19 protein-coding genes are annotated in these 24,091 nt (G+C 66.1%); 6 read left to right on the top strand and 13 right to left on the bottom strand.

Translation table 11 applies throughout. From position 1 onward, the window contains the following. Positions 1–24: 24 nt before the first annotated feature. Positions 25–1,008 carry a hypothetical protein gene (locus QRO95_RS11305; RefSeq protein WP_049463183.1) on the top strand — a complete coding sequence of 328 codons (984 nt, stop codon included), beginning with the start codon at positions 25–27 and terminating at the stop codon, positions 1,006–1,008. 10 nt (positions 1,009–1,018) lie between these two features. Here the strand turns inward: QRO95_RS11305 and QRO95_RS11300 are convergent, their stop codons facing one another. The 3 genes from QRO95_RS11300 to QRO95_RS11290 all read right to left on the bottom strand — a co-directional run bounded on the left by QRO95_RS11300 (position 1,019) and on the right by QRO95_RS11290 (position 4,514). Beyond that, positions 1,019–1,339 carry a hypothetical protein gene (locus tag QRO95_RS11300; RefSeq protein WP_006376283.1) on the bottom strand — a complete coding sequence of 107 codons (321 nt, stop codon included), beginning with the start codon at positions 1,337–1,339 and terminating at the stop codon, positions 1,019–1,021. A 215-nt stretch (positions 1,340–1,554) separates the two neighbouring features. Beyond that, positions 1,555–4,017, bottom strand: coding sequence for a prolyl oligopeptidase family serine peptidase (locus QRO95_RS11295; RefSeq protein ID WP_285302570.1), 2,463 nt, complete (start codon positions 4,015–4,017; stop codon positions 1,555–1,557). Between the two features lie 167 nt (positions 4,018–4,184). Then, positions 4,185–4,514, bottom strand: a complete 330-nt coding sequence (locus tag QRO95_RS11290) for a hypothetical protein (protein WP_006376346.1) — start codon at positions 4,512–4,514, stop codon at positions 4,185–4,187. 572 nt (positions 4,515–5,086) lie between these two features. Here QRO95_RS11290 and QRO95_RS11285 point away from each other — a divergent pair. From QRO95_RS11285 to QRO95_RS11270, 4 genes are all read left to right on the top strand, one after another. Then, positions 5,087–5,593: a hypothetical protein gene (locus QRO95_RS11285; protein WP_223224724.1), complete on the top strand. Its 507-nt coding sequence runs from the start codon at positions 5,087–5,089 to the stop codon at positions 5,591–5,593. Between the two features lie 12 nt (positions 5,594–5,605). Beyond that, a complete protein-coding gene (locus tag QRO95_RS11280) occupies positions 5,606–7,027 on the top strand; it encodes an XVIPCD domain-containing protein (protein ID WP_285302569.1) in 1,422 nt (473 codons plus the stop codon). A gap of 70 nt (positions 7,028–7,097) precedes the next feature. After that, the gene (locus QRO95_RS11275) at positions 7,098–7,874 is read left to right on the top strand and encodes a HipA family kinase (RefSeq protein ID WP_285302568.1); all 777 of its coding nucleotides are present in this window, start codon (positions 7,098–7,100) and stop codon (positions 7,872–7,874) included. Beyond that, positions 7,852–8,244 carry a DUF3037 domain-containing protein gene (locus QRO95_RS11270; RefSeq protein WP_285302567.1) on the top strand — a complete coding sequence of 131 codons (393 nt, stop codon included), beginning with the start codon at positions 7,852–7,854 and terminating at the stop codon, positions 8,242–8,244. The genes QRO95_RS11275 and QRO95_RS11270 overlap by 23 nt, the downstream gene beginning before the upstream one ends. 54 nt (positions 8,245–8,298) lie before the next feature. Here the strand turns inward: QRO95_RS11270 and QRO95_RS11265 are convergent, their stop codons facing one another. The 3 genes from QRO95_RS11265 to QRO95_RS11255 form a co-directional block, all read right to left on the bottom strand. Continuing rightward, entirely contained in the window at positions 8,299–8,523 is a 225-nt protein-coding gene (locus QRO95_RS11265; protein WP_285302566.1) for a hypothetical protein, read from the bottom strand. A 62-nt stretch (positions 8,524–8,585) separates the two neighbouring features. Further along, positions 8,586–10,016: a serine hydrolase gene (locus QRO95_RS11260; protein ID WP_285302565.1), complete on the bottom strand. Its 1,431-nt coding sequence runs from the start codon at positions 10,014–10,016 to the stop codon at positions 8,586–8,588. 219 nt (positions 10,017–10,235) lie between these two features. Beyond that, positions 10,236–11,141 carry a LysR family transcriptional regulator gene (locus tag QRO95_RS11255; protein WP_049400186.1) on the bottom strand — a complete coding sequence of 302 codons (906 nt, stop codon included), beginning with the start codon at positions 11,139–11,141 and terminating at the stop codon, positions 10,236–10,238. A gap of 120 nt (positions 11,142–11,261) precedes the next feature. Here QRO95_RS11255 and QRO95_RS11250 point away from each other — a divergent pair, with 120 nt between their 5' ends. After that, complete coding sequence (locus tag QRO95_RS11250) at positions 11,262–12,251, top strand: zinc-dependent alcohol dehydrogenase family protein (RefSeq protein ID WP_285302564.1); 990 nt, start codon at positions 11,262–11,264, stop codon at positions 12,249–12,251. A gap of 43 nt (positions 12,252–12,294) precedes the next feature. On the opposite strand, the gene QRO95_RS11245 is transcribed toward QRO95_RS11250, so the two are convergent. The 7 genes from QRO95_RS11245 to ligA form a co-directional block, all read right to left on the bottom strand. Then, on the bottom strand, positions 12,295–14,823 hold the full coding sequence (locus QRO95_RS11245; RefSeq protein ID WP_285302563.1) for a membrane-bound PQQ-dependent dehydrogenase, glucose/quinate/shikimate family: 2,529 nt from the start codon (positions 14,821–14,823) through the stop codon (positions 12,295–12,297). 131 nt (positions 14,824–14,954) lie between these two features. Continuing rightward, on the bottom strand, positions 14,955–17,669 hold the full coding sequence (gene gyrA / locus QRO95_RS11240) for a DNA gyrase subunit A (protein ID WP_049400193.1): 2,715 nt from the start codon (positions 17,667–17,669) through the stop codon (positions 14,955–14,957). Positions 17,670–17,887: 218 nt separating this feature from the next. Further along, a complete protein-coding gene (gene mtnA / locus QRO95_RS11235) occupies positions 17,888–18,952 on the bottom strand; it encodes an S-methyl-5-thioribose-1-phosphate isomerase (protein WP_049400195.1) in 1,065 nt (354 codons plus the stop codon). 47 nt (positions 18,953–18,999) lie between these two features. Beyond that, a complete protein-coding gene (locus tag QRO95_RS11230; protein ID WP_032127686.1) occupies positions 19,000–19,728 on the bottom strand; it encodes a DUF3011 domain-containing protein in 729 nt (242 codons plus the stop codon). A 142-nt stretch (positions 19,729–19,870) separates the two neighbouring features. Then, positions 19,871–20,827: an EF-P lysine aminoacylase EpmA gene (epmA, locus tag QRO95_RS11225; protein ID WP_125892083.1), complete on the bottom strand. Its 957-nt coding sequence runs from the start codon at positions 20,825–20,827 to the stop codon at positions 19,871–19,873. Continuing rightward, entirely contained in the window at positions 20,824–21,309 is a 486-nt protein-coding gene (locus QRO95_RS11220) for a GNAT family N-acetyltransferase (protein ID WP_285302562.1), read from the bottom strand. The genes epmA and QRO95_RS11220 overlap by 4 nt, the downstream gene beginning before the upstream one ends. A gap of 49 nt (positions 21,310–21,358) precedes the next feature. Next, on the bottom strand, positions 21,359–23,830 hold the full coding sequence (gene ligA / locus QRO95_RS11215; RefSeq protein ID WP_201119375.1) for an NAD-dependent DNA ligase LigA: 2,472 nt from the start codon (positions 23,828–23,830) through the stop codon (positions 21,359–21,361). Positions 23,831–24,091: the final 261 nt, after the last annotated feature.

Below are 24,091 nucleotides of genomic sequence, written 5' to 3'. Positions count from 1 at the left end.
CCACGGAAGATAGAGCACCCCGCGATGATGATCGTTCCCGCCTACTGGGCCGAAGCCCGCCTGCAGGCCCGTTTCCGTGGCCGGCCGGTGGTGGTGCGCCGCTTCGGCTGGTCCGACGAAGGCCCTGCCGAGGCGCAGGTGCACGCCGACCGCCGCGCCAATGAAGCCCTCAATGCCATCCTCGCCGGACAGGTGCTGCCGCGTCGCGAAGTGCGCAGCAACTATGGCGTGGAAGGCGTGCCGATCCGCGAGCAGATCGTGCAGCGCGACGGCGACGTCGTCATAACCCGCAACAGCTATGGCGCACTGTGCCTCAACAGCCCGGACGTACTGTTCGCCGACATCGACCATGCGCAGCCGCCAGCCGGCTGCGTGATGCCGGCCATCGTTGCGGCGGTCGTGCTGCTTGCCGGCGCCGTCACCGGCACGCTGCTGTGGCATTGGCTGGTGGGACTGGTGCTGGGCGTGGCGGCGGTGGTTCTGGTCAATGCGGCATTGCTGATGCGCCGCAGGCAGCGGCTGGCCGCCGCCGGGGGCGCCGAGGGGTTGGCGCTGCGACGCGTGGAAGCCTTCAGCGAACAACACCCCCACTGGCATCTGCGCGCCTACCGGACGCCTGCGGGACTGCGCGTACTGGCGATGCATGCCACGTTCTCGCCGGAGGACGAGCAGCTGCAGGCATTCTTCAAGGCACTGGGCACCGATACCCTGTACGCGCGCATGTGCCGGCTGCAGCATTGCTTCCGTGCGCGACTGACACCGAAGCCGTGGCGCGTCGGCCTGAAGTACCGCATCCGCCCGCCAGTGGCCGCGTGGTCATCCGAACAGGCCAACAATCCGGATCGATTGGCCTGGATTGCCGAGTACGAAAAGAAGAGCGCCGGCTTCGCAGCCTGCGCTTATCTACGCAGTTTCGGCGATACCACCCGGGTGCATGCCAAGGCCGAGCACGTGCGCGACCTGCATGACGGGTTATCCCACGCGCAGGACCGCCTACCGCTGGCGTGAGGGCGGGTGCTCAGTCAGCGCTCTGCACGAACGGCTGCCCTGCCAGGGTAGTGCCCAGCCGCACCGCGATCTGTTGACCGTCCTTTTCGAAGGTCGTCGCACACTGCTTTCCGTCCTTCTGGCATCCGACTTCCGGAAAGCCCTCCAGCGACTCCGGCGCGCCCTGCGCAGGTTTCGCCTGCCAGCCTGCAGCATCCAGCAGGCGCTTGGCCTTGGCGTAAGGCATGCCGGCGACAATGCCCAATTGCGTCAGCTCAGCAGGAAACGACTGAGCATATGCCGTTGAAACCAGGGCCAACGACAACGTTGCAGCAAGGAGAATGGCTTTCATTGCACCGACCTGGAACGAGCGATCAGGTTCAGCCTAGACCATTTGCGTGGCATGCGAATGTGCCGGTAACACGTCGTTACCGAGTCTCCACAGTTAATTGCAGAGCACGTGCATCTGTTTACATGCGAACAGCAGCCGAGCATGGCGCGGCTCTACAGGATGCAGGAAGGCCGCCCGAAGGCGGCCTCGTGCAAAGCAGTCGAGCTCGCTCGACGCTACTTGGCGTTCTTCACGTAGGTGTCGAACCAGTTCAGCATCTCCGACACCAGCTGCTCGTTGGACTCCAGCGCGGTGTACCAGTGCGGTTCGTTCGGCAGCATCACCAGGCGGGTGGTGCCGCCGTTGCCACGAATGGCCTGGTACAGCTTGCGCGACTGGAACGGTTCGGTACCCGGGTTGGCGTCATCCTCACCGTGGACCAGCAGCAGCGGCAGCTTGATCTTGTCGGCATAGAAGAACGGCGAGGCCTTCAGGTACACGTCCTGCGCCTGCCATACCGAGCGACGCTCGTTCTGGAAGCCGAACGGGGTAAAGGTCTTGTTGTACGAACCGCTGGTCGCCACACCGGCCTTGAACAGGTTGGTGTGCGCGATCAGGTTGGCGGTCATCAGGCCGCCGTGGCTGTGACCGGTCACGCCGATGCGGTTCCGGTCGACCACGCCCATGTCCACGGCCTTGTCCACCGCTGCCTTGGCGTCGGCTTCCAACTGCTCCAGGTAGGTGTCGTAGGCGTTCTTCGGGTCACCCACGATCGGGAACGAGGCATTGTCGATGATCGCGTAGCCGGCCAGCAGCATCAGGCGGTACGGCTGCAGGCGGGTGAAGGTCTGCTGCGAACCAGACACCTGCCCCGCCTGAGCGGCATTGGCGAAGTCGGCCGGGTACGCGTACAGGATCGCCGGCACGCGCTGGCCTTCCTTGTAGCCCGGCGGCGTGTACAGAGTGAACGACAGGTCCACGCCGTCGGCGCGCTTGTAGGTCACCAGCTGCTTCTTGATCTGGCGCACTTCCGGGGTCGGGTCGACCAGTTTGGTCAGCGCGGTCGCGGTGGACGCGAACTGCGCCTCACCGGCCTTCGCATCGGCCACTGCCTCACCCTGCTGGCGGATGAAGGCGTTCGGCGGATCGATCACCGACTGGTGCCAGGTCAGGTAGCGCCCCGGCGTGTTGCTGAAGCCGAGGAACTGTTCGTAGGCGTCGGCACTGCTACGGAACAGGCGCTCGCTCTTCAGCGTGCCCAGGTCCAGGCGGTCGAGGAACGGACGGTCGCCCTGCGGCGAAGCGCCACGGCCGCTGAGGAATACGTGGTTGCCCTCACGGCGCACGACCTGCGCGCCATTCGGCAGACGCGTGAACACGAGGTTGCCGGGATTGCCGTAGAGCTCATCGCTGGACATGTCCCACAGCAGGCGACCTTCCTTCTTCGGCTGGTCCACATCGACGATGCGGGTCTGCATCCAGTGGCGGTTCTCGTCGTTCTCGTACTGGAAGGCTACGGCCGGATCGGCGGTCCACGCAAACCCTTCAAAACGCTGCGCGGTACGGGTGATTTCGGTCGGCTTGCCGTTGAACGGGGCCTTCAGCATCAGCACGCGGTCACGGTGCGGCACGCTGACCTTCCAGTCGCCCTTGTCCAGCGCTTCGGCATAGACCAGGGTCGCCGGATCGGTGGCTCGCCAGTCGAAACCGCGCGGGCCTTCCGGTACGCCGTGCACCGGCACGCGATCCGCCAGCGGCAGGCTGGCGATCGACGTGCTGCGGCCATTGCTCACGTCCAGCACCGCCACATCATTGGCGAAGCGCTGATAGGTCACCGCATGTGAGTACGGCGCCTTGATCGACTCGGTCAGCACGTGCACGCCATCGGGCGCGGCGCTGACCTCGTTGAACAGCGCAGGCTGCCCCACCGGGCGCACGCTGCCCGCGGCGGTATCGACCACGGCCAGCTGCGAAGCGCCGTAGTAGGCGAACAGCTTTTCATCATGCACGCTGGTCAGGGTGTCGCGGGCTTCGTAGGTGCTGCTCTCGCCACTGCTGCCCAGCGATTCCTGCGCATCCGGACCGGTCGGCACGCCACCGTTGGACGGCGCCGGACCCTGATTGGCCGGCACCAGTTTCACCAGCAGGTTCTGGCTGCCGCCCAGCCACTGCACGGTGTAGCCGAAGATCGGGTTCAGCTGCACGTTCGGCACCTGCTTCACCTGGCCGGTGGCCGCATCGCCCACCCACAGCTGCACGCTGGTATCGACCGCATTCTGGAAGGCGAAGTGGCTGCCATCGGCCGACCACAGCGCGCCAGTGGCGCAGCCCTGCGGCAGGTTGACCTTGGTCTCCTTGCCGCTGCCGATATCGACCAGGGTGAAGTCGGCCACGCAGGCCGGAATACCGTAGCCGCCGGGGGTGTCATGCCGACTGCGGTTCTTCGGCTCCAGGCGAACGCCGGCCAGCTTCAGGTACGGCTGGGCGACGCGGCTGATCGACGGATAGGTCTGTGCGGTGGTCAGCAGCAGGCGCTGGCCGCCCGGGGCCACGTTCGGTGCTGGCGGCGGCGGTGCCTTCAGCACCTTGAGCAGGTGCTCCGGCGGCTTCGCGTAATCGGCAAGCGCCGGGCCAGCGGCCAGCAGGCCGACGGTGGCAACGGCAACGGCCGCTGCCAGAGAGGTTCGACGGATCAGCATCCTTATCCCCTGGGGTGTGAATGGGTACCCGGAATCGGGCATGGCCCCGAATCTAGCACCGCAGGAGTTGTCGTGAATGGGCCGGAAGGGCTAGTGGCCGGATGGGGCAAAGTGCAGCTCCGGGAGGTGCCGGGGAGCTGCCGGCACCTGCCAGGCATGGCCCGGCACTACTGCTGGGCGTGCAGGTCCCAGGCGGTGAGATAGTCCGGGTCGACCACGATCATGCCGCTGTTGCTCATCCGGTACTCTCCCGGCTGGGCCGGCAGGTACTGGTCGAGCATCGGAGGCAGGTAACGCTCGTGGCCATCGTTCTCGTCGGCCAGCACCACGCCTTCATCGGCACTGATGCGCAGCACCGTTCCCGCGTACTGCTCCAGTCCCTGCACCTGGCCGTCGCCGCCGTAGCGGGTCACCCCGACCAGCACCAGTTTTCCGATCATTTCCTCGACCTTGGCATCGTCCAAGGCCGGCAGCATTCGTTCGTATTGGTCGCTCATCGGTGCACCTCCAAAGCCTGCAGGATCATCATGGACAAGCCAGCCTCCGCGCTGCGAAGGCCATCGGGCAACGCAGAGGACAATCTGGCGGGCGTATGTCTGTATTGCAGGGCCGGCAAGAGCATGCCGGGACCGCATCGGGTGAACAGTGGCAGATGCTGTGGGTGGCGGCCATCCGTGCCGGCAAGGTGGCCGTATCAGACCAGGGTCAACACCACGCGTTGCATTGCATGCAGGGTAAAGCGTGACAGCTGCGCAGTTGTTGCATGACGGCCTCCTGTTGAAGGTCACACGCGAAGTTGATGCTCCATGGACCCGATGCTGACATCGCGCGCGGAATGGTCAAGTGAAGAATGCGCACCCGTTCACCTTTTGTAACGCATTCGGGTGCCTCGATTACGCTTAACCTCTGCTTCATCCGGCTGGCCCTAGGGTCAGCCTTCAATCTGCAAGGAACGCACATGCCCCGGTACGCATTCATACGACCGTGGACGCTCGCACTTTCAGCGGCCGCGCTCTGCGCCTGCGCACATGCCGCCGACCGCACGCCGACTTCTCAAGGAACCGACACCATGGCCCCCGCCGTATCCGAGACCACTTCGCCCTCCCCGCTCAATGCCGAGCAGTTGCTGCTGCGCCTGCTGGACCTGATCAAGGTCACGACCTCCACCCGCGAGCTCACCGCTGAGCGCCTGTCCGCAGCGATGCAGGCGCCGGCGCAGGTCTTCGGCCCCGGCCACTTCGGCTATGGCGGCACGCTGACACCGGAATGGGGCTATGGACTGGAAGTGCAGCGGGCCGGCACTGCCGACGCGCGGCTGGACCTGAACTTCATGGACACCAGCAGCGATCGCAAGGCCTCGGCTGCGGCAATCTGCCAGGTCGACTTCAATCACTTCGCTTCCGCACTGGATGCCGCCGGCTTCAAGCGCGAGACGGTGCGCGGCGAACACGGCCGGGTGATCTACGACCGCTTCGATCGACCGCAGCTGAGCATCAAGGTCGACACCATGCCCGAGAACCCTCACGCCCTCGGCGACGCCACGCATGCCTGCGTGCGTCTTGTCACCGTGCAGTAAGGGGAGCCATCAATGACGATCCTTTCCGCAGAAACGGAACGCCTGCTGGGCGAGTTCGCTGGCAAGACCGACGTCACCAGCGACCAGGTCGACAACCTGCGCAACGTCATCGCGGGCTCGCCCGTGCTGGCGAAGCAGGTGGACGCCGCCATCGCGGCAGGCTATCTGGAACGCTTCGAACTGTTGCCCGCCACAAGCAACGCGGGCGGCACCTACGAGACCGGCACGAAATCCATCAACCTGCCCGCCAACAGCTTGTCGACCCCGGCGGCGCCGGACAGGTTCGACGCGGCCGAGGTTGCCTTTGTGCTCGGTCACGAGATCCAGCACGGCTTCAACGATGCTGATGTCGAGCGCGCCTACGTGCAGTTCGAAGCCGACGTGGAGCAGGTCGCGGGCCGTACAACGAGCCATGATTACACCGAGGTCATCGGCACCCTGCTCGCGGCCAACCGCCGCGATGAGGCTTCTTCGAACATCGCAGGCTGGAATGCGCTGGTCAGCCAGGTACGTGCCAACAACCCGGACGCCACCCTGCGCGACCTGTATGAAGCCAGCACCCGCTCGACAGATGTCATCCAGTCGCGGCCCGGCCCGCCGATCACCTATGCCCCGCACCCGGAGCTGACCCTCAATGCGGACCTGACCATCTCCCCCACCGCAGCCAACATCGAGGGAATGGCCAGGCACTACTACGATCAGGGCGTCAGCACAGGCCTGGGCCATCATGGGAATTCGGACTACCAGAATTTCTACGGCGTCCAGGCGATCGAACTGGCCAGCGGATACGAGGCCGCGAATCCAGCGCCCGATGGCGTCAGCCGGATGGAAGTGAACATGAAGAAGCTGGGCCTGGACGAGCGCCTGCTGGAGCAGAACGGGCTCAACCTCGGCGAGGGCTCGCCCCCGCGCCAGCCCTACTTCGATACCAGTACCTCGCCGTCGACGCTGCGTTACTTCGACCACACTGAGGGCACGCATACGCATGTGCCGATCACCACACAGCATGCGGTGGAGGGCGATGGCGTACCGACGCTGCTTGCGGAAGGCCGTGACCGTTCGCTGCACGAGCAGATCCGCGGCAAGGTAGCTGAGCTGGATGCTGCCAACGGACGCAGTTTCGATGCGTCCAGCGAGCGCCTGAGTGCCAGCCTGCTGGTGCTGGCCCGCGAAAACGGCCTGGACCGGGTCGACCATGTGGTGCTCAGCCGCCAGACCGAGGGTGCGGGCGCGGCGCAGAACATCTTTGTGGTGAAGGGGCCGCTGGATGATCCGGCCTCGCTGCGCGCCTCATCACCCACTGCCGAGGCCGCCCAGCGTCCGGTGCAGGACAGCCTGGATACGCTTGCCGTGGTCAACCAGCGGCAGGCCGATCAGGCCACGCAGGAACAGGTCCGCGTGCAGGAGCAGCAGCGCGGCGCGCTGACGCACTGACGGGGAACGACATGGAGCCGCCGGGACGCGCCCGGCGCTCCCTTGGCGGCACCCACGCTAGAATGCGCGCATGCGCACCGTACATGCCCTCCGCTACATCACCCCCTTGCGGGAAGGTGGCTCCCTGCCGGCCGTGGTCGAGACCGACGACGACGGCATGGCCGTGCTGAAGTTCCGTGGCGCCGGCCAGGGCCCGAAGGCGCTGATCGCCGAGCTGATCGCCGGCGAAATGGCGCGCACGCTGGGCCTGCCGATTCCGGAGATCCTGTTCGTGGAGCTGGACCGCGAGTTCGCCCGCACCGAGCCCGACCCGGAGATCCAGGAGCTGATCCGCGCCAGCGAGGGTTTGAACCTGGGCCTGGACTACCTGCCCGGCGCGATCAACTACGACCCGGCAGCGATGCCGGTGGATGCCGACCTGGCCTCGCGCATCGTCTGGTTCGATGCGTTCACCAGCAATGTCGATCGCACCACGCGCAATCCCAACCTGATGGTGTGGCATCGAAAGCTGTACCTGATCGACCACGGTGCGGCCATGTACTTCCATCACGACTGGGCCAATGCTGGCGATGCCTGCGAAAAGCCGTTCGTGCTGATCCGCGACCACGTACTGCTGTCGTTCGCCAACCGCATCGCCGAGGTGGACGCCGAGCTGGCCGCGCGCCTGACCGATGCCGAGATCGAGCGCATCGTCGGCCTGGTGCCGGACAGCTGGCTGGTCAACGAGCCGGCATTCGACAGCCCGCAGGCCTATCGCCAAGGCTACATCGACTATCTCAAGCATCGCCTGAAAGTGCGTGCGGTGTTCGTGCAGGAGGCCATCCGTGCCCACGCTGCACACGTATGACTACGCCGTCATCCGCGTGGTACCGCGGGTGGAGCGCGAGGAATTCATCAACGTCGGGGTGATCGTCTCCTGTCCCGGTGCGCGTCATCTGGAAGCGGCCATCGAGATCGATCCGGCACGCCTGCACGCCCTCGCGCCAGCGCTGGACCAGGAGGCGCTGCAGCCATGGCTGGATGCGATCGTGGCGATCTGCCGCGGCGATGCCAGCGCCGGGCCGATCGCACAGCTGCCAGCGCGTGCGCGCTTCCATTTCCTCACCGCCAAGCGCAGCTCGGTGGTGCAGATGTCGAGCACGCATGTGGGCCGCACGGCGGACCCGGCGGGTGTGGTGGAACACTTGATGACGAAGATGGTGCGGGTGCCGCGCTGACGCGCCCGTCTGATGACGAAGATGGTGCGGGTGCCGCGCTGACGCGCCCGTCTCTCACTTCCGGGCGCGCGCCCTGTGCCAGGCAATGAGCGCACAGGCTACTGCAGCGGCAATCAACACCCACCCGGCTGCCGCTTGTCCATGCAGGTAGCCTTGTGCATACGCAGCACTGGCACCTTCGCTGGCCATGGCCGGAACACCCTTGAGTATCACGTGCACCCCACGCAGCAGCAGCACCATGCTGGCGACCAGACACACCACGGGAAGGAGTCGGCTCATGGCCCGATTCTGGTCCGCCACCTGCCCCAGCGTCAACATCGCTGTGGCATAGTCGCTCGGGACTACAGCGGCACTCTTCGCGCGATGTAGTTGACCACATTGCCGATCGCATCCGGATCGACATTGGCCAGCCCAACGATCACATAGCCCTGCGCGGGTAGCACCACGATGGCACTGTTCGATCCGGGCGCACCGCCTTCGTGGCCGTACTGATGCTCCCTGCCCTCGCCCTGCACCAGGAAGCCGAACCCGTACCAGCCCTTGTGGTTCTGCGCCGTGGTGGCCTGCTGCAGCAATGCAGGTGAGACCAGCTTTCCGCTGCGCAGCGCCTCGGCGAACTTCACCATGTCGCTCACCGTGCTGTAGCCACCACCGGCTGACATGCCGCGCCAGGGCAGCGACTTCGTTTCACGCACCCATTGCCCATCCTGCTTCGTATAGGCGACGGCACGCCGTGGCACCGTCACTGTTTCCGGTTCGAAGCCGGTGCCGGTCATGCCTGCCGGGCGCAGGATGTGTTGCTCCACATAGGCGTAGTACGACTGCCCGGAGACGGCCTCGATGATCCGCCCAAGCACGATGAAGCCATAGTTCGAGTAGCTGTCCTGGCTGCCGGGCGTGAACTGCGGTGCATCCTTGGCAAAGCGCTGCACATAGTCATCCAGCGTCTTCAGCGACGCGGAATACTGCTCGAAATCGTCGCCGAAGAAATCACCCAGGCCACTGGTATGGGTCAGCAGCTGGCGAACCGTCACGCTGTTGGCAACGGCCTTGTTCGGATAGTCCGGCAGGTGCTTGCCGATCGTGTCATCGAGACTGAGTTTGCCCTCCTGCACCCGCTGCAGTATGGCCACTGCGGTGAACATCTTGTTGGAGGACGCAAGGCGGAACTGCGTATCCACGCCCACTGGAATGCCAGCGGTGCGATCGGCATTGCCACCGCGCCAGTCCAGCAGCACCTTGCCGTTCCGTGCCACCTGCAACGCACCCGACAGCGCGTCCTGGGCCCGCAGCGCCTCCAGCCTTGCTGTGGCATCGGCCATCAGGGCAGGCAAAGCAACCCTCTCCGGCTTGAACTTGTCCGGCGTTTCAGTGCCTTCGATCTGGAACTGCTTCAGGTGCGCCGGATTGTCCGGGTCCATGCTGGCCGTCACCCACATCGCGCGCTCGTTCAGCTGGCCCATCACCAGCACCTTCGCGTGACCGGGCGCGCTCTGGCGTGTTTCCAGCACACTCAGCGGGCCGGTGCTCTCGCGGAACTCGAGATAGTCCTTGGGGCTGCTGCCTTCCTTCTTCGCGTAGGTATCGGCGAACGCCTGCAGTTGCTCGAGGCTGCCAGCGTTGAAGGCCGCCAGCCAGTCATCGATGGCGTCCTGCGCACGTGGATGTGCACGCTCGGAAGATGTGGCGCCGATTGCTGGAAAAACCGGGGTAACCAGTAGAACCGAACAGGCCAGTGCACTGCAGAGAAACAGGCGTCCAACAACCCTCATGGCAGTTCCTTTGCGGGGATTCCTGGACGCATCCTAGACCAAGGATGCGGCCGCCGCATCGACGCCAGGGACTCTGCCGCAACACCTCATCAGTGACGCTGAATGCTTCGATGCGACGCCATCCACTCCGCCTGCGTGGTGGAATGCGCACAGCCCCGGATGCAACGTGAATGCGTGATCCTTCGCAGTTGATGGAAACCCTGCTACCCGATGGCCCCGCTATCGCCTTGCCATCGTCTGTTCGCTGAATCGCGCCACGCAGAAGTCCAGGAAGCTGCGCAGCTTGGGCGTCAGCTGGCGATCGCGCGGATACACCAGGTTGATCCAGGTCGACACCGGTACGTAGTCCGGCAGCACTTCCACCAGCTCACCACGCGCCAATGCTCCGGCCAGCATTTCGTGCGGTTGCAGGATCAGCCCCAGCCCTCCGATGGCGGCGGTCAGCAGCGGCTCGGCCTGGTTGACCATGAAGCGGCTGGACACTGGCACGGTCAGCACGCCGCCATCGGTATCGCGAAAGCTCCAGCGGGTGCGGATGATCGAATGCGCGAAGCCCAGGCACTCGTGGCGGCTCAGGTCATTGGGATGGGCAATGGCCGGTCGCGAAGCCAGATAGTCCGGCGAGGCACACAGGACCAGCGGATACGGCCCCAACCGCCGCGCCACCAGCCCACTGTCGGCCAGATCGCCAGTGCGGAACACCAGGTCGTAGCCGTCTTCAACGATGTCCACCAGACTGTTGGACAGGTTCAGATCGACCTGCACGTCCGGGTACTGCTGCAAGTAGGCCACCACCGCGGGGCCCAGCGCGTGCACGCCGAAGGTGACCGGCGCACTGATGCGCAGGCGCCCCATCGGTCGCCCGCGCGCCACTTCGGCCAGCTGCTCGGCCCCCTCCACTTCCTCCAGGATCACCCGCGCCCGCGCCAGGTAGGCCTGGCCGAAGTCGGTCAGGCTCTGCTTGCGCGTGGTGCGGTTGAGCAGGCGCACACCCAGATGCTGCTCCAGCGCCTGGATGTGCTTGCCGACCAGCTGCGGCGACAGGTCCAGTGCCTCGGCAGCGGCGGCGAAGGAGCCGACCTCGGCCACCTTGGCGAAGGTCCGCAGGGGAACGATCAGGTCCATTGCAAACAATTGTTTTTCAATGAAACGCCAGATTACCCATTATTCTGGATGCAGACTACGCGCACAGTAGCGCTCACCCTTTCGCCGGCGCCCTCGCCGGCCCTTCCTCGGAGCCCCCCCATGAGCCAGGTTGGCCGCATCCACGAATATGGCACTGCCGATGTACTGCGCATCGACGATATCGACGTTCCCGCCCCCGCCCCTGACGAAGTCCAGATCCGGGTGAAGGCGATCGGCCTGAACCGCGCCGAGGTGATGTTCCGTAACGGCGCCTACCTGCAGGAAGCGCAGTTCCCCAGCCGCCTGGGCTACGAAGCGGCCGGCGTGGTTGAAGCCGTCGGCAGTGCAGTGAGCGGATTCACCGCGGGCGATGCGGTCAGCGTGGTGCCGCCGCTGGATATCGCGCGCTGGGGCACCTACGGCGAACTGGCCAACGTGCCGGCACGACTGGTAGTCAAGCATCCGCAGGCACTGGACTTTGAAACGGCCGCCGCGGTGTGGATGCAGTACGTCACCGCCTGGGGCGCGCTGTTGGAACAGGCACGCCTGGCCGCCGGGGATTTCGTCATCATCACCGCCGCCAGCAGCAGCGTCGGCCTGGCCGCCATCCAGATCGCCAATGCAGTCGGCGCCACGCCGATCGCTGTGACCCGTGGCCCGGGCAAGCGCCAGGCCCTGCTCGATGCAGGCGCCGCCCACGTCATCGCCACCCAGGAGCAGGATCTGGTGGCCGAAGTGGCGCGCATCACCGGCGGCGCAGGTGCCCGCGTGGTGTTCGATCCGATCGGTGGCCCGCAGTTCGTGCCGCTGACCGAAGCGATGGCGCGTGGCGGCATCCTGCTGGAATACGGCGCGCTGAGCAGCGAACCCACGCCGTTCCCGTTGTTCAACGTGCTGGGCAAGTCGCTGACGTTGAAAGGCTACCTGTACTCGGAGATCGTTTCCGACGATGCCGCGCTGGCCCGCGCGAAGGCATTCATCGTGGATGGCCTGGACAAGGGCACGCTGGCACCGAAGATCGCCAGGGTGTTCCCGTTCGCGCAGATCCAGGACGCACACCGTTACCTGGAATCGAACGAGCAGATCGGCAAGGTGGTAGTGACGGTGTGATCCAGCGTCATGCAACGGGGGCGGCCCACCGCCCCCGTTGCGGTTACCTCGGCAACGCAAACGCCATCACGTAATCGCCGTTCGGGGTTTCCATGAAATGGTGGCCGCCGGCCATGATCACCACGTACTGGCGCCCGCCCTGCTCGTACACCATCGGGTTGGCCTGACCTCCCGCGGGCAGCTTGGCATGCCACAACTCCTTGCCGGTCTTCAGATCGATGGCACGCAGCAGATCATCGGTGGCGGCGGCGATGAAGATCAGGCCGCTGGCGGTCACCACCGAGCCGCCATTGTTCGGTGTGCCGATCTCGATCGGCAGGCCGGAGCGGATGCCGAAGGGTCCGTTGCCGCGCGCACTGCCGAATGGACGGTCCCACAGCAGCTTGCCGGTGCGCAGGTCGATGGCACGGATGCCGCCATAGGGCGGCTGCTTGCACAGCAGACCGGTGAACGGCAGGCGCCAACCGGCATTGACCTGGATGGCGTAGGGCGTGCCCACCTGCGGGTCACCCGCGCCTTCTGCTCCGCCCTTGTCGAACCGGATCTTTTCGCGCGGCAGCCAGCCCAGCCGGTCGGCCTCCGCGCGTGGCACCAGCCGGTTGTAGTTCGGCATGTCGTTGTAGTTGGCCACGATCACGCCGCGGCGCGTATCGATGGACACGCTGCCCCAGTCCGAGCCGCCGTTGTAGCCGGGGTACTCGATGGAATGGCGGTCACTGCTCGGCGGCGTGTAGAACCCTTCGTAGTAGGCCTTGCGGAACTGGATGCGGCAGACCAGCTGGTCGATCGGGGTGATGCCCCACATGTCACGTTCGGTCAGCTCATGCTCGCGACGCAGCGTGTGGTACAGCGAGAACAACTGCGTGGGTGAACGCTGCTCGGGTTCGACGCCGCCCACCGGCACCTTGCGCTCTTCGGCCGCGGTCAGAAGCTGGCCGTTGCGGCGGTCGAGGATGTAGATGTCGCCCTGCTTGGTCGGCAACAGGATCGCCGGCACTTTGCCGGCAGCGGTCGGGTAATCGATCAGGCTGGCCTGCGAACCCAGGTCGTAATCCCACACGTCCTTGCGCACCGCCTGGAAATGCCAGACCGGCTTGCCGGTGGCCACGTCGATCGCCACCAGTGAGGTCGAGTAGCGATTCTGGTTTTCCGTGCGCGAGCCGCTCCAGTAGTCGCCTGCGGAGTTGCCCAGCGGCAGGTAGACCAGGCCCAGCGCCTCATCACCGGTGGCGGTGGTCCACATGTTGGGCGTGCCGCGCGTATAGGTCTGCTCGCGCGGTGGCAGACCGCTGCGCTCGGGCTGGTCCATGTCCCACGCCCAGCGCAGCTTGCCGGTGATGGCATCGTAGGCCTGGATCACACCCGACGGCGCGTCACGGCGCTGCCCGTCCAGCACCTGGTGACCGGTCACGATCACGCCACGCACGATGGCCGGTGGCGAGGTGATCGACACGTAACCCGGTGGCACCTCCCCCATGCCCAGGGTGATGTCGACCTGGCCGTTGTTGCCAAAGTTGGCGCAGGGACGGCCGCTGTCCGCGTCCACCGCGATGATGCGGCCGTCCAGCGTGCCTTCGATGATGCGCGCCCAGCAGGCCGGACGGGTGCCCGGCGCAGCACTGCGGGCGACGCTGGGCGGCGGTTCCGGCAACGCCAGATCGGCCGCGGCATCGGCCAGCGTGGCATCGGCAAGGACCGGCGTGCGGGGCTGCTCGTAGTAGCTCACCCCACGGCAGGCGGCGGTGTACGGGATCGAAGCGTCCTTCACCTTGGGGTCGAAGCGCCACAGTTCCTTGCCGCTGGCGGCATCGAGTGCGATCAGGCGGTTGCGCGCGGTGCACAGGTAAAGGCGATCGCCGATCTTCAGCGGCGTGGTTTCCGCGCCCCAGCGATTCTTGGGCATATCGCCGGTACGGAACTGCCAGGCTGGCTGCAACGTGGCCACATTGGCCGGGGTGATCTGCTGCAGCGGCGAATAGCGGGTGGCGGCGTTGCTGCGGCCCCACGCCGGCCAGTCGCCCTCGGCGGGCTGGTCAGCCGGCTGGAGGCCCGTGGTATCACGCGTAGGTTCCAGTCCGGCGCTGACCGCGCCTTCCGGGAACGGCTGATGCCCGTCCACTTCACCATGCGGCGCAAAGGCCAGGCCGAAGGCAGCCACGAACACCAGCATCAGCACACCCGCCGCGCTGCGCGACAGGCGTTTGGAGACCGGCTCGTGCAGGGTGGGCGCCAGCAAGGCCAGCACGATGCCGAGTGCGGTCACCAGGCCCAGCCGGGGCACCCAGCGCCAGTAGTCGCTGCCTGACTCCCACCAGGTCCACAGCAGCGTGCCGATGAACACCAGCGCGTACAGCAATGCACCGCTGCGGCGGTTGCCGAACAACAGGATGCCGCTGGCCAGCAGGCCGAGCCCGGCGATGGCGTAGTACGCCGAGCCGCCAAGGCTGAGCAGCCACGCACCGAGCCCGCCGATGACCAGGCCGAGCACGACCAGCAGCAGCGACAGCACGGTGACAAGGGGGTGCCGGGAGGCGCGAACAGGGGCAGGAGCGGACTGCGGCGTGGCGGACATCGTCGATCTCCGGGGGCAGCATGCGCTGTTATCCCACCGCCTGCGTGAAGCGCGCGCGTATGTGCGGCATCCGGATACGACGACGCCGGCACAGGGCCGGCGTCGTCGGGTACCTCAGGCTCGCGGCAGGATCACTCCTGCGCGGCGTCCTCGCTGCTGGCAGCAGCCGGTGCGCCGTCGGTCGCGGCCGGTGCGGCGACGGCCACCTCGTCCTCGTCTTCGTCGATCGAGGCATCCATGCGCTCCACCGCCTGCAGCTTCTCGTCCTTGGACAGGCGGATCAGGGTCACGCCCTGGGTGTTGCGGCCAACGCGGCTGATTTCCGAGCCACGCGTACGCACCAGGGTGCCACCATCGGAGATCAGCAGCACTTCGTCGCTGGAGCCCATCAGCACTGCGGCGACCAGCTTGCCGTTGCGCTCGGTGGTCTGGATGCCGATCACGCCCTGCGTGCCACGGCCCTTGCGCGGGTAGTCCGGCAGCGGGGTGCGCTTGCCGTAGCCGTTCTCGGTGGCGGTGAGGATGTACTGCACGCTGGCGTCATCGGCGCCGTCGATCACCGCATCGCCATTGGCTGCGGTTTCCTCGACACCGTTGTCGTCCTCGTTCTCATCCTCGCTGCCACCGGCACTCTCGGCCACGATCAGGCTGACCACTTCCTCGCCGGCCGGCATCTTGATGCCACGCACGCCGGTTGCGGTACGGCCCATCGAGCGGACCTTGTCTTCACCGAAGCGCACGGTCTTGCCGTTGGAGGCGAACAGCAGGATGTCGCGCTCGCCGTCGGTCAGGCCGACGCCGACCAGGGCATCGCCCTCGTCCAGATTGATTGCGATCTTGCCGCGCGCCAGACGGAAGGCGAACTCGCCCAGCGGGGTCTTCTTGACCGTACCGTTCTTGGTGGCGAAGAACACGAACTGGCCATCGGCGTATTCGCGCACCGGCAGCACGGCCTGCACGCGTTCGCCCGGCTCCAGCGGGATCCAGTTGATGATCGGACGGCCGCGGGCATTCGAACCGGCTTCGGGCAGCTGGTAGACCGGCAGCCAGAACACCTTGCCCGAGCTGGTGAAGGTCAGCAGCGTATCGTGCGTGTTGACCAGCCACAGCTGTTCGATGAAATCCTCTTCCTTGGTCGCTGCCGCACTGCGGCCACGGCCGCCACGGCGCTGTGCGCGGTACACGCTCACCGGCTGCCGCTTCACGTAACCGGCATGCGACACGGTGACCACCACGTCTTCCGGCGCGATCAGGTCGAGGATGTCCAGGTCTTCTTCGCTGTGGCGGATTTCGGTACGACGCTCATCGCCGAACTCGGCCTTGACGTTGACCAGCTCCTCGCGGATCACCTGCAGCAGGCGGTCGGGATCTTCCAGGATGTGGATCAGCCCGGCGATCACTTCCAGCAGCTGCTTGTACTCGTCGGTCAGGCGGTCCTGCTCCAGCCCGGTCAGGCGGTGCAGGCGCATTTCCAGGATCTGGGTGGCCTGGATCTCGGTCAGCTGGTAGCCGCCCTCGATCAGGCCCACGCCCTTGGGCAGGTCTTCCGGGCGCGAGGCTTCGGCACCGGCGGCACCCAGCATCGCACCGACCAGGCCCGGCTCCCACACGCGCGCCAGCATGCGCTCGCGTGCTTCATTCGGGTTCGGCGAGGTCTTGATCAGCTCGATCATCTCGTCGATGTTGGCCAGCGCAACGGTCAGGCCTTCCAGCACGTGGGCACGGGCGCGCGCCTTGCGCAGCTCGAACACGGTGCGACGGGTGACCACTTCGCGACGGTGGCGGACGAACGCCTCCAGCATCTGCTTGAGGTTCATCAACTGCGGGCGGCCATCGACCAGCGCCACCATGTTGATGCCGAACACCGATTCCATCTGGGTCTGCTGGTACAGGTTGTTCAGCACAACCTCGGCAGATTCACCGCGCTTGATCTCGATGTAGATGCGCATGCCGTCCTTGTCGGACTCATCGCGCAGCTCGCTGATGCCTTCGATCTTCTTTTCCTTGACCAGCTCGGCGATCTTCTCGATCAGACGCGCCTTGTTCACCTGGTAAGGAATTTCGGTGACGATGATCGATTCGCGGCCGTTGTCGGCCACTTCGATATCGGCCTTGGCACGGATGCGCACACGGCCGCGGCCGGTGCGATAGCCGGCGACGATGCCGGCAGTGCCATTGATGATGCCGGCAGTCGGGAAATCCGGGCCCGGGATGTACTCCATCAGGCCGTCGACATCGATTTCCGGATTATCAATCAGCGCGATGCAGGCGTTGATCGATTCGCTCAGGTTGTGCGGCGGGATGTTGGTGGCCATGCCCACCGCGATACCGGCCGAACCGTTGACCAGCAGGTTCGGGAACCGGGTCGGCATGACCGTCGGCTCCAGTTCCTTCTCGTCGTAGTTGGGCTGGAAATCGACGGTTTCCTTGTCGATGTCCGCCATCAGCTCATGCGCGAGGCGCGACATGCGCGCTTCGGTGTATCGCATCGCCGCGGCGGAGTCGCCATCGATCGAGCCGAAGTTACCCTGGCCATCGACCAGCATGTAACGCAGCGAGAACGGCTGTGCCAGGCGCACCAGCGTGTCGTACACCGATTGATCGCCATGCGGGTGGTACTTACCGATGACGTCACCGACGATACGCGCCGACTTGAAGTAAGGCTTGTTGCTGTGCGCGTTGAGTTCGTTCATCGCGAACAGCACGCGGCGATGCACCGGCTTGAGGCCATCGCGCGCATCCGGGAGCGCGCGGCCCACGATCACGCTCATGGCGTAATCGAGGTAGCTCTTGCGCATCTCGTCTTCCAGGTTGACCTGGATGATTTCCTTGGCGTTTTCTGCCATTCGGGTTCCGTTGTCTGGTAGCGGTCCAGTCCGGCGCAGCCCTCTGCGGGAGGGGGTCGTGCCGGAACCTCGATTCAACCTGTGGATACTACCACAACAGGCCGTCCCCTGCCTCCATTTACGGGGATTTTACCTGCACAAATCAGGAACTTAGGGGGGTGCCGGCCAGCGACCGGCACTACCGGGGGCGGAGGTCACGCTGCCCCCTCCCCTGTGCCTCACCCGCCGAAGGCGGCGCGCATGTTCTCGATGGTCGGGTTCAGGATCACCCCGCGCTCGGTCACGATGGCATCGATCAGTTCACCCGGGGTGACGTCGAACACCGGGTTCCAGGCGGCGATGCCTTCGGCCACGGTGCGGGTACCGCCCACGCCGTACAGCTCGCCCGGGTCGCGCTGCTCGATCTCGATCTGGCTGCCATCCACGGTCTCCATGTCCACGGTCGAGGACGGCGCCACCACCATGAACTTGACCCCGTGGTGGCGAGCGGCGATGGCCAGCTGATAGGTGCCGATCTTGTTGGCGGTATCGCCGTTGGCGCAGATGCGGTCGGCGCCGACGATCACCCATTGCACCGCACCGGTCTTCATCAGGTGCGAGGCTGCCGAATCGGCGATCAAGGTGGCGTCGATGCCATCCTGCTGCAGTTCCCACACGGTCAGGCGTGCGCCCTGCAGCCACGGACGGGTCTCGCCGGCGAACACGCGGGCGATGCGGTGCTGGGCCATACCGGCACGGATCACGCCCAGTGCCGTGCCGAAGCCGGCGGTGGCCAGCGAGCCGGTGTTGCAGTGGGTCAGCACGCCGCTGCCGGCCTCGATCAGGCCCGCGCCCAGCGCGCCCATGTGGCGGTTGGCGGCCAGGTCCTCCTCGGCAATGGCCTGCGCTTCGGCTTCCAGCAGAGCCTTCCAGTCGGCGCCGGCGACGTTCAGGCAGCGACGCATGCGCGCCAGCGCCCAGGCCAGATTGACGGCGGTCGGGCGCGATGCGTTCAGGCGCTGCAGCGCCGGCTCCAACTGCTGAAGCGCATGCGCGCCATCAGCGGCCTGCACGTCCCGCGCCGCCAGCACCACACCCCACGCTGCGGCAATGCCGATCGCGGGCGCGCCACGCACGGTCAGCGCGTGGATGGCGCTGGCAACTTCGTCACTGTCATGGCAGACCACGTGCTCGACCACGAACGGCAGCTTGCGCTGGTCCAGCAGTTGCAGGGCATCGCCGGTCCAGAGGATCGGGCGGATGTGGTCATAACGGGCGTAGTCGATGTCGGAGGCAGTGTTCATGGGCCCATTGTAGGGCCACGCCCCGCGTGGTTGGAGCCTGCCCGGGCTCAATTCACCGAGAATTCGGCGCGGCAGCCGCCGTCCACCCAGATCCCGTTGCGGTTCCAGCCCCAGGTGTTGCCTTCCTCGCACGGGGTGCTGGACAACTGCTCGGTAACGACCGCGCCGACCGAAATGCTCGCCCCACAGAAGCGGCGCTTCTTCGACTTCGACTCGCAGGTCAGGCGGCGTGGCACGTCGACAAAACGGCCGTCCTCGTCAGCCACTTCGAAATCGCCCTGGCAACCACGGCTGGTCCAGACTTCATTGCGCTTGTAGCCCCAGCCCTGCCCTTCGCGGCACGGCAGCACCGACAGCTGGCGCAGCAGGCGCACCGGCGCCCCGTCCAGGCGCACCGGGCAACTCTGCGGGCGGCCATTGGATTCGCAGCGCACCACACGGCGGACCAGGCGCTTGCCTTCCGTTGCCGCAGGCGCTGCACCTTCCGCACGACGCGCACGGAACTCGGCGCGGCAGCCAAGGGTGACCCACACGCCACTGCGGTCGGTGCCCCATTCGCTGCCACGGATGCAACTGTTGCTGGACAACTGGCGCACAAGGTCGATGCCATTGCTGACGTCGATATCGCAATGCACCCAGCCCATGTCGCGCGATTCGCAGGTCACCACTTCGCCGTCATAGCCCGCCTGCTGGGCCGACGCCGATGACGGCAGCCAGGCACCCCAGAGCGCGATGGAGTACACCGGTGCAGCGACAACCGCAAACCACTTGACCAAAGCCTTCCCCAGCAGGAATGGATGAACTGCGTGCCAGTGTCCGGCATCTGCCGTGATAAGAGCATCATCCTGCTTACCGAAGCAAGCGCGGAAACGCGGAATTCCGTTCAGTCTTCGATGTTCAGGAACGTGCGCACCGCGCTCACGCGTGGGCGAAGTCGTAGGCCAGCACATCGGCGATACGCGGCGTGCGGCTCATCGCCATCAACAACCGATCGACACCCACCGCCACGCCAGCGCAGGCAGGCATCGATGGCAACGCCGACAGCAGCGCCTCATCCACGGACGGTTGCACCTGGCCCCGCTCATGGCGGCGCTGCAGGTCACGCTGGAATCGCGCACGCTGTTCGTGCGCGTCGTTCAGTTCGTGATAGCCGTTGGCCAGTTCCACTGCCCCCAGATAAAGCTCGAAACGCTCGGCCAGTGGCGGCGTGCCGGCTCGAATGCGCGCCAGTGCGGCCTGGCTGGCAGGCCAATCGTGGACCACGGTCATCACTGCGTCATCGAAATGCGGCTGGATATGATGGGTCATCAGCAGATCCAGCCAGTCATCGCGGGTCAGCCCGACCGGGTCGATATGTACCTCGCCCAGCGCGGCACGCAACGCGGCCTCATCGGCATCGAACGGATCCACACCCACGTACTGCTGGAACAGCTCGCGATAACTGAGCACACGCAGCGTCGCACTGCGCCCGACCAGGGCCAGCGCCTGGCCGACCAGCTCGGCGGTTTCCTGCACCAGACGATGGTGGTCCCAACCGACCCGGTACCACTCCAGCATGGTGAATTCCGGATTGTGGCGGCCGCCCGCCTCGCCGTTGCGGAACACCCGGCCCAGTTCGTAACAGTCACCCACGCCCGCCGCCAGCAGGCGCTTGAGCGGATACTCCGGCGAGGTACGCAGCCAGCGGCGGCGGCCACCGGCATCGACATGGCCGGTGAAATCGGTGTGGAAGCTGTCGATGTTCGGCTCAGTGTTGCCGGCCACCGACAGGATCGGCGTCTCCACCTCCAGCACATCGCGATCGGCGAAGAAGCGGCGCACCAGCGCGTTGAGCGCGGCACGCTGCTGCAGCGCGCGCAGCAGGGCCTCGCTCACAGGATGCCCTCCGGGCGCGGATGATCCAGCGGCAGGGTCAGCAGATCGCGGGTGTCATCGATGTAGCCACTGGCCAGGTACAGGCGCCGGGCCAGTTCGTTGTGGTGGTTCACTTCCAGCCGCAGGCGGCTGACGCCACGCCCGCGAGCGCGCTGTTCGCAGATGGCCAGCGCCTGCTTGCCGCGGCCGCGGCCGCGCGCGCGGTGACTCAGGTACAGCTCGTCCAGCAACATGAAATGGCCGCCCTGCTCCAGGCTGAAACCCATCGCGATCACTGCGTAGCCCACCACCTCGGCGGCCTCGTCCAGCCACAGCAGCACCTCGCCATTGCGCGGATCGGCCAGCAGCGCGTCCACGCCGCGACGCACGCGCGCGTCGTCGAAGTCGATCTTGTCTTCGGCATAGAACTCGCGCATCAACGTGATCAACAGTTCTTCGTCGGCACGGGTGGCCAGGCGGAAATCCAGCGGAGCGGTCTGCATCGGTGTTCCTTTGTGTTTCATGCCGGGCGCCAGGCACCCGGCGGGGTCATCATTCGTGTTCGGCGAGGTAGGCCAGCAGGCGGTCTTCGTCCCATACCGGCACGCCCAGCGACTGCGCCTTGTCCAGCTTGGAGCCGGCCTCGGTACCGGCCACCACGAAGCTGGTCTTCTTCGACACGCTGCCGGAGACCTTGGCACCCAGCGCTTCCAGGCGTTCCTTGGCGGCATCGCGGGTGAGCTGGGCCAGGGTGCCGGTCAGCACCACGGTCTGCCCATCCAGCGGGCCGGCCACGATCTCGGCCAGCGCCGGCGCCTTGGCCAGGATCTGCTGCATCGCCTTCTCGGCCGCCAGCAACATCGCGCCATGGCCATCGGCATCGAGCCACGCAGCCAGGCCGCGTGCAGTGTCATCGGGCAGGCCGGCGTTGACGAACTGGCCATGCTCGGCGTCGAGCACTGCTTGCGCGCCGGAAAGCGCAGCGACCAGTTTTTCGGCGCGCAGGCGGGTGATGCCCGGGATTTCCGATTCGACCAGCAGCTGCGCCAGATCCAGCCCTTCGCGCAGCTTGGCACTGGGCGCATGCACATCGCTGATGCGCACCTGACCGACCTGCAGCAGGTCATCGATGGCCTGCTGGTTGCCCTGCTGCTCGAAGAAATGACCCAGCGAACGCGCCACTTCGCCGCCGATGTCCGGCACACGCTTGAACAGCGGCCACGGCAGGTGGCGGATCAGCTCCAGGTCACCGAACCACTGCGCCAGCGCCTTGGCCGTGCTCTCACCCACGTGCTCGATGCCAAGCGCAAACAGCAGGCGCTCCAGCGTGGCCGCGCGGCTGGCGTCGATTGCCGCGATCAGGTTGTCGGCCCACTTGGTGGCGATCTTCTTCGTGTTCCATTCGAAGCTGGCCGGCTGTGCCAGCGCCTGTGCGCGCCAGCCCGGATCGTTGCCATCCAGCTTGAGCACCGCATTGAGCACCGCACCACTGCCTTCGGCGGGCAGGTGCAGCTTCAGCGCAGCCGCCAGTGCGGAAGGGTCCTCGGCATCCAGCACCAGCTTCAGATGCAGCAGCTGGTCACGGTTGAGCCGGTACAAATCGGCCACGCTTCTGACGATGCCGGCGTCGACCAGGGTTTCGATGTACTTGTCACCCAGGCCATCGATATCCATCGCGCGACGCGAGGCGAAATGGGCGATGGCTTCCTTGCGCTGCGCCGGGCAGGACAGTTCGCCCGAGCAGCGCCATGCGGCAGCACCTTCCTCGCGCACGATTTCCGAGCCGCACACCGGGCAGCGCGTCGGCATCTGCCACGGCGTGGTGCCCGGCGGGCGGCGATCAAGGATGACGCTGACCACTTCCGGAATCACATCACCGGCGCGGCGCACGATCACGCTGTCACCCACGCGCACATCCAGGCGTGCGATCTGGTCGGCGTTGTGCAACGTGGCGTTGGACACGATCACGCCGGCCACCGCCACCGGTGCCAGCCGCGCGACCGGTGTGGCAGCACCGGTGCGGCCGATCTGGATCTCGATCGCCTCTACCGTAGTGCTCTGTTCCTGTGCCGGGAACTTGTGCGCGATGGCCCAGCGCGGCGCACGCGAAACGAAGCCCATGGCCTGCTGGCCGGCGCGGTCATCCAGCTTGTAGACCACGCCATCGATATCGAATGGCAGGCCATCGCGGCGCTCACCGATATCGCGGTAGTAGCCGAGCAGGCCGTCGGTGCCTTCCACGACCTTGCACAGCTCACTGACCGGGAAGCCCCAGGCACCGAGCTGGGCCAGTGTGCCCGAATGGGTGTCCGGCAGCTCGCCGCCCTGCACTTCGCCGGTGCCGTAGGCGAAGAAACTCAGCCGGCGCTGCGCACTGATCTTCGGATCGAGCTGGCGCAGCGAACCGGCCGCCGCGTTGCGCGGATTGGCCAGCACCTTGCCGCCCTGCTGGCGCGCACGCTCGTTGTAGGCCTCGAAGTCGGCGCGGGCCATGTAGACCTCGCCGCGTACTTCCAGCACATCCGGCCAGTCCTTGCCGTGCAGGCGCTTGGGAATATCACCGATCTCGCGCAGGTTGGCGGTCACGTCCTCGCCGGTACTGCCATCGCCACGGGTCGCGCCGAGCACGAAATGACCGTCCTCGTAGCGCAGGCTGATCGCCAGGCCGTCCATCTTCGGCTCGGCCGAGAACCGCAGGCTGCGACGGCCCAGGCGCTCGTCGATGCGGCGTACGAAATCCGCCACTTCCTCGTCGCTGAAGGCATTGGACAGCGACAGCATCGGCACCGCGTGGCGCACTTCCGGGAAGCGGCCGGAGGGGCGCGCACCGACCTGCTGGGTCGGGCTGTCGGCACGGGCCAGCTCCGGATGCTCGCGCTCCAGCGCTTCCAGCTCGCGCACCATCCGGTCGTAGTCGACGTCGGGGATCTCCGGCGCGTCCAGCTCATGGTAGGCGCGGTTGGCCTGGGCGATCTGCCGGCGAAGGTCTTCGGCGCGTTCGGCGGGGCTGGGGCTCATCGGGATCCGGTGGTTCTGGGATGGCCGGGGATTCTACCGCGCCCGACCGTCAGGCCCTGTAACGCCGCCGCCTTTTGTAGAGTCGAGCCAAGCTCGACTGTTCCTCCCTCGCTCTGGCAGGCGCCATCCACTCCCCCGCTCTGGTAGGTGCCAACCACTCCCCAGCTCTGGTACGTGCCAACCACCCTCCCGCTCTGGTAGGTGCCAACCTTGGTTGGCACATTTACAGTCGAACATGGTTCGACTCCGCAGAAGAGCAGCTTGCCG

The organism is Stenotrophomonas maltophilia group sp. Smal13, from assembly GCF_030236855.1.
Classification (GTDB): Bacteria; Pseudomonadota; Gammaproteobacteria; order Xanthomonadales; family Xanthomonadaceae; genus Stenotrophomonas; species Stenotrophomonas maltophilia_A.
Note: the sequence above shows the minus strand (reverse complement) of the source record. Positions and strands in the feature narration are given on the sequence as shown.